The sequence below is a fragment of the Methanoregula sp. genome, from assembly GCF_035543475.1.
Lineage (GTDB): Archaea > Halobacteriota > Methanomicrobia > Methanomicrobiales > Methanospirillaceae > Methanoregula.
Map to the genome: position 1 here is coordinate 43,825 of NZ_DATKKA010000001.1, position 6,287 is coordinate 50,111.

A 6,287-nucleotide genomic window follows, 5' to 3' on the forward strand; every position below is an offset into this window, starting at 1 on the left:
GAAGATCCGGCGTGAAATTCCGGCATAAAAAAACCTGACTTCTTAAAAGGGGGAGATCACGAGATGCGGTACCCGCCCCGGGGAACGCGGATCTCAAAACAGAGGAGGCCCGGGTCCCCGGTCTCTGCAATACTGATACCGGTGATATCGAGGATCTCCCGGATAAAAAAGAGGTTGGGGCCCCCGGTCTTTGCAGGCGCCCAGACAAACAGGGATCCCTTCTGTTCCGGGAGGATACCGGTGCCCGCCTTTTGCAGGGAAATAACAAGCCCGTTACCGGCTTCACGGATTGCAATCCGCACCGGCTCTGCAATCCCGCCGCAGGTATAGATATATTCCATCAGGTGGGTGAGCCCTTTTTCGAGCAGGGGGTCGGCGAGAATTTCCAGCCGGTCCGTACCCGTAGTACGGGTAAGGGGGATTGGCGGGAGATGAGAGAGCGCATAGAGCAGGATCTCATTGAAATTCTGCCAGCGGGGGGTCTGCACCCCGAGTTTCTGGTAGTTTTCGGCCAGTTCTATGTGCGTCTGTATCTCGCCGGTAGTATCCCGGAGCTTGTCCAGGATCGTAATCTCCTCGGGGTGTTTGGCGATATGGCGGAGGACATCGAGATACGCCCGGACAATAAAGACCTGACTTTTGATCTCCGTGCGGGTGAGGGAATTGATCAGGTTGAGTTTTTTCTGGGTGGCCACAAGCTCCCGCTCGTACCGTATCCGCTCGCTGATATCCCGGGCGACAATAACACCGTACCGGTGACGATCGAACGTTACAAACCGGATCAGGAGCTCTGCCGGTATCGTCTCTCCATGCAAGGTACAGAGGTCTGTTTCGATCTTCTCCTGGTCGCCGGTTGCTGCTGCACGGGAGAAGGCCTCACGGAACGGTTCGCGCTTTGCGGGGGCGATCAGGTTGAACGGATCCATGGCAAGCAGCCGGGCGGTTGCATACCCCAGCCGGACACTGCAGGCATGGTTGACATCCACAAACCGGTTTTCAGGGATCTGCACTACGAGGATCATATCGTTTGTTTCATCGATAAGCGCCCGGAACCGTTCGAGATCGGCAAGGCGCTGCTGGAGGAGAGGGTAGTAACTCTTGTGAAGCGAAGTCTCCCCCATCCCGATGATCCGTTCCCGGAGAATGTCGCGGGTTTCGGCCGGTTCAGAGGGCGGATTCATAGAGTGCCTCGATCTCCTGCCGGAGGGGGTTGCGGGGATTGGTGGCCATGCAGGCATCTTTCATGGCATGGTCGGCGAGCACCGGGATCGCATCGCCGGTGACACCGAGGGATCCCAGCGTTTCTGTCACCCCCAGTGACCTGCGGAGCCGCTGGATCTCCTGGCAGATCGCCGTGCACCGTTCCTCCTCGGCCATCGTGTGGACAGGAAGTCCCAGTGCTTCGCCGATGTCGGTATACCGGCGGGATGCCGACCGGTAGTTGTATTCCATGACACAGTCAAGCAGCAGGGCATTGCATTTGCCATGGGGGAGGTCGAGGAACCCGCCCAGGCTGTGTGCCATGGCATGGACTGCACCCAGACTGGCATTGGAAAACGCAAGGCCGGCATACAGGCTGGCAAGCATCGTCTCGACCCGCAGCTGCAGGTCGTGGGGAGATTTCACGGCAGGTTCGAGGTTCCTGCTGATGAGCCGGATCGCTTCGAGCGCATGGAGGTCGGTGAGCGGCGAACTTGCATTGGACACGTAGGCCTCGATGGCATGGGTGAGCACATCAAGACCCGTATACGCGGTGAGATCCTGCGGGAGGGTGAGCAGGGTCTCCGGATCGATAAGGGCAACATCAGGAACAAGCGCCTTGGAGATGATTGCGATCTTGACCTTGCGTACGGGATCGGAGATGATGGCAAACTGGGAAACATCGGCACTTGAGCCGGCAGTCGTGGGAATGCAGATCAGCGGAGGGGGCGGAAGGGTGATCCGGTCGACCCCTTCGAATTCGGTGATCGGGCGGTTTTCGGAAGAGACAATGCCGATCCCCTTGGCACAGTCAATGACCGAACCCCCGCCAACGGCAACGAGGGCAGTACAACCCGCCTGCGAAAAGATCTCAGCGCCCTGCATCACATTTTCAACCCGTGGGTTGGGCTGGACTGATGAATAGATCTCGTACTCTATCCCGGCCATCTGGAGGTCATTGCAGATCCCATCGACGAGCCCGGTCTTCTTCACTCCCGGGTCCGTGACAAGCAGTACGTTTTTTGTCCCGAAATTTTTTGCATACCTGCCGGCCAGATGGCGTGCGCCAACACCGACGAGCAGTTCGGGAGCGACAAATTTCCGTAGTTCAAGGGAGCTCATAGGGTATGCACACCACTGCACGGGAACGGGATTGTTTATCCCCCCGGCCTTATGTTTCTTCATAAGAGGTTTACCAGTATTAAAAATGATGTAAATCTTTTACCGGGACCAGTATAGTGGTCCGCCCCAAAAGTACAGGGTCATCCACTATTATTACAGGGGGTAAACATTCATTCGCGAACAAATCCCTAAAACCCGGAAGTTGTACAAAACAAACAATGATGCCACGATTCCTGATAAAATAATGAAAGAAATAACGACGATGCGTCTCTCAGGAATCCCCCAATAAGTAATACCTTTTTGATATTTTGTAGTAGTCAGTGTTACTAAATCGACAGTTTTTTATAACTCCCTATGAGTATACTATTCAGGTGATGTTATGCATATTCCGGATGGGTATTTAGGACCAACGACTTTTATCGTCATGTACCTGATTATGATCCCGATTTGGCTGTACGCCGGGTACTGGGTACAGAAATCTCTTCGTTCGCGACAGGTGCCGTACCTGGCACTGGCAGCCGCGTTCTCGTTTGTGATCATGATGTTCAATGTCCCGGTGCCCGGGGGAAGCTCAGGACATGCGGTGGGAAGTGCACTCGTTGCAATTATTCTTGGCCCCTGGGCGGCTGTTGTGACAACTTCAGTCGCGCTCCTCATCCAGTGCCTCGTTTTCGGGGATGGCGGGATCACGGCTTTTGGAGCGAACTGCTTCAACATGGGCACGGTTATCCCGTTCGTAGGATACTTCCTCTATAAACTTATCGCCGGGAAGTCATCGATCGCCTCAACCCGGAGGATCATCGCCGCAGCGCTTGGCGGGTACTTTGGATTAGGCATTGCCGCAGGAGTTGCCGGGTTTGAGATGGGCATCCAGCCAATCCTGGAACACACGGCTGACGGGGTTCCTCTCTACATGCCTTACGGGCTCAACGTTACCGTACCCGCAATGCTGATTGATCATTTCGGTTTCTTCTGCTGGGTGGAATTACTCGTTACCGGCCTTGCGTTTGCATACATTGCGAAAAACAGTCCGGAGGTCATCTTCAATTACAAAGAAATTGAAAAAAATTCAAAAATGGAGGCCAGCCCGGGAGGGGCACCGGCGTGAGGTGATGGGAATGGATGTTATGAGTGTATTCAACAATATGGACAAGACCTTTAAAGTTCTCGTCATTGCCCTGATTGGTCTTATAGTACTTGTGCCCATCGGACTTATCGCAAGCGGGACTGCCTTTGGGGAATGGGGCCCCGATGAACTCCAGCAGGCAGTAGGATTTGTACCGGCAGGACTCCAGCAGATGACCGGTCTCTGGAGCGCTCCTTTAGACGGCTATGATTTACCCGGCGATCATGAAACCATTCCAACCCAGACCCCCGGGTATTATGTCTCGGCGATTGTGGGGGTTGTTGCCGCCGGCCTGATTGCATATGGGGTCGGCAAGGTCATCATCAAAAGAGATGATTGAAAATTTTTCACATTTTTTTTTAACGTGGGAATGGATCTCACTGAATTGTTATTCGGATATTTCGAAAAATCTTCTCCGACTTGAAATGTAGGATGTAACCTTTGGAGGAAAACGAATGACCAAGCGATTAACGATTGCACTTATTGCACTCGTCGCGTTTGTACTTGTTGCAGTACTGCCGGTTTCGGCATCGTACTCCGATGTAAACAACACGATTATCAGCAGGGGTGCAGTGGTATATATTGGAGAACAGCAACTGAACCTCACTCCCATTGCAGGTACCCTTGCGGGAGATGACTCGATCGGCTGGTGGGCATCAGCTGCAGATCTAAGCACAACCGCGCCGACAACATCTTATCCATTGAGTTCCCTCAACCTGGGCTCTCTCTATGTCTCACCCACTGCCTTCGGCAACTACCCGGGCAACTGGTATGGCGTAAAGGCCGGAGTATATGATGGAAAGGGTGCAGTTTTCAATGTACAGGACCCGAGTATCCAAGTCGATGTCTGGGATCTCACCACCGGAACCGTTGTAACCGGTGGTACCGCGATCCAAGGGGACAACCTCGCCTTCCGTATCAACACGAACATGCAGTCTGCACTCGATCCGGCCACTCGTAACAATGATATTACCCCCGGTGCGGCACAGACCGGTAACATCGATATTAATCTGGTCAGCCCTTCAGGAACCACATTCACCTCCGTGTACAATGACAGCGCTCTCAACACGGTTTCGCTTACCCAGCAGAATGTTACCCTGCCCTCGTGGTTCTGGGGTACAACCGATGGTAACGTCCCAACCGCAGCCAACATCGCACCCAACTGGTCCACGGGTGCAGTTGACGCAACCGGACAGCCCGCCTACCCGGCCGGCGTGTATACCATTGATGCTTCGTCCGATCTCAACGGCATGCAAGACAACTACCTCAACGGTGGCGCAACCTACACCGGCAAGACGGACAGCCAGCCCGTAACAGTCACCATTGTGTCCAACACGGTCTCGATCTCATCAAACGTTAACTCTGTTGTCCGCAGCAAGCCCTTCTCGGTCACGATCACCGGCAAGCCCAACGCGGTTTACCACCTGTGGGTAAAGGGCACCAGCTCGATGGACGGCACCTACGACAACCAGCCGCCCATCATCACCCCGAACCAGGCAGGTATCGTGCAGGACCCAGCAATTACCACTGGTGCCTTATGGACGCCCGTCCTTGATCCAACCGATGCAACTCCGATCGCAGACAACGGTGGATATTATTACCAGAATGGTGTTGCAATCTGGAACGATGTTGCACACGGTGCCTACACCAACGGTGCAACCACGTCCGCTGCCCTTGGTAACGGTACTTATGAGTACGCCAACGTGTCCCTTGACCAGACCGGTACCAGGACCGTCCAGTTCACCACGACCAACTGGACCAAGGCCCAGCAGTACACCATCCGTGTCGAGCAGTACTTCGGTGGCGCAACCGGCTACAAGTACGATGAGGTAAAGGTTCAGGTCCAGAAGGGCGCAGTCACCATCGTGGCCGCCGGCTCACAGAGCTACTACCTCGGCGAAGAGGTCCAGTTCTCCGGTACCAACACCGAGTCACAGACCACCTTCCTCTTCATCACCGGTCCGAACCTGCCCACCAACGGTGCCCAGATCGGAACCCTTGACCCGAGAAACAATGCTGTCGTTAACGGCGACCCGACCACCTTCCAGAATGTTGCAGTCAATGGCGACAACACCTGGTCCTGGAACTGGGGAACCGCGGACGTTGCGCTTGACGCAGGAACCTACACGGTCTATGCAGTCAGCCAGCCCAACGATGCAAACAACCTGAACAATGCAGCCTACGGCACGGTTTCCATCATCATCAAGAAGCCGTTCGTCAGTGCAACTGCCTCGCAGTCCACTGTTGCCCAGGGAGACCCGGTCTACATCACCGGTACCGCAGAGGGCCAGCCCTCTCTCGGTGTTGCGATCTGGATCCTCGGCAAGAACTTTGAGAACTACGCCACTGAAGCCGTGAACTCTGACTCCTCGTTCTCGTACGAAGTCAAGGGCGCAACTAACTCGGGCATGTATGCAGGCCAGTACTTCATCGTCGTTCAGCACCCGATGCAGAACGGCGTATTCGATGTCTACCCGGCACAGATGACTGTTGGTGCCAACACGTACACCATCGTCAACACCAGCGTCCCGCAGGGAGGCTCAGGTAACCCGACTGAAGACTTTGCACTCACCGGCCCAGGAAGCTTACAGGGATCCGATGCAGCAGAAGCATTGGTACAGGCCATCAACAGCCCGAATGTCGATGATACCTACACCAAGCTCCAGCTCCTCATTGAGACCCCGGTTATCACCGTCAACCCGGTTGGCGACAGGCACGTCGGTGACAAGTTCACCATCACGGCAACCACCAACCTCGCAGTCGGTGACAACATCCTCTTCACGGTCTACTCATCATCATTCCAGCCGACTGACAAGACCCAGAGCGGCCAGTTCAGCGG

Annotated in this window: 5 protein-coding genes; 3 read left to right on the forward strand and 2 right to left on the reverse strand. The window is 54.9% G+C overall.

All coding sequences use genetic code 11. From position 1 onward, the window contains the following. Positions 1-56: 56 nt before the first annotated feature. Positions 57-1,181: a PAS domain S-box protein gene (locus VMS83_RS00195; protein WP_325408729.1), complete on the reverse strand. Its 1,125-nt coding sequence runs from the start codon at positions 1,179-1,181 to the stop codon at positions 57-59. Beyond that, positions 1,165-2,322 (reverse strand): alcohol dehydrogenase-like regulatory protein ErcA, encoded by a 1,158-nt coding sequence (gene ercA / locus VMS83_RS00200; protein ID WP_325408730.1) that lies wholly within the window; start codon positions 2,320-2,322, stop codon positions 1,165-1,167. Before ercA ends, VMS83_RS00195 begins: the two co-directional genes overlap by 17 nt. Positions 2,323-2,701: 379 nt before the next feature. Here ercA and cbiM point away from each other — a divergent pair, with 379 nt between their 5' ends. The 3 genes from cbiM to VMS83_RS00215 all read left to right on the forward strand — a co-directional run. Further along, entirely contained in the window at positions 2,702-3,430 is a 729-nt protein-coding gene (gene cbiM, locus VMS83_RS00205; protein WP_325408731.1) for a cobalt transporter CbiM, read from the forward strand. Positions 3,431-3,440: 10 nt separating this feature from the next. Then, the gene (locus VMS83_RS00210) at positions 3,441-3,788 is read left to right on the forward strand and encodes a PDGLE domain-containing protein (RefSeq protein WP_325408732.1); all 348 of its coding nucleotides are present in this window, start codon (positions 3,441-3,443) and stop codon (positions 3,786-3,788) included. Positions 3,789-3,903: 115 nt separating this feature from the next. Next, positions 3,904-6,287 (forward strand): MEMAR_RS02690 family S-layer glycoprotein (locus VMS83_RS00215; protein ID WP_325408733.1); only part of this gene is annotated, 2,384 nt, incomplete at its 3' end.

Coding starts and splice junctions, on each gene's coding strand:
- VMS83_RS00195 (WP_325408729.1), bottom strand. CDS start 1,181: ATGAATCCGCCCTCTGAACCGGCCGAAACCCGCGACATTCTCCGGGAA.
- ercA (WP_325408730.1), bottom strand. CDS start 2,322: ATGAGCTCCCTTGAACTACGGAAATTTGTCGCTCCCGAACTGCTCGTC.
- VMS83_RS00210 (WP_325408732.1), top strand. CDS start 3,441: ATGGATGTTATGAGTGTATTCAACAATATGGACAAGACCTTTAAAGTT.
- cbiM (WP_325408731.1), top strand. CDS start 2,702: ATGCATATTCCGGATGGGTATTTAGGACCAACGACTTTTATCGTCATG.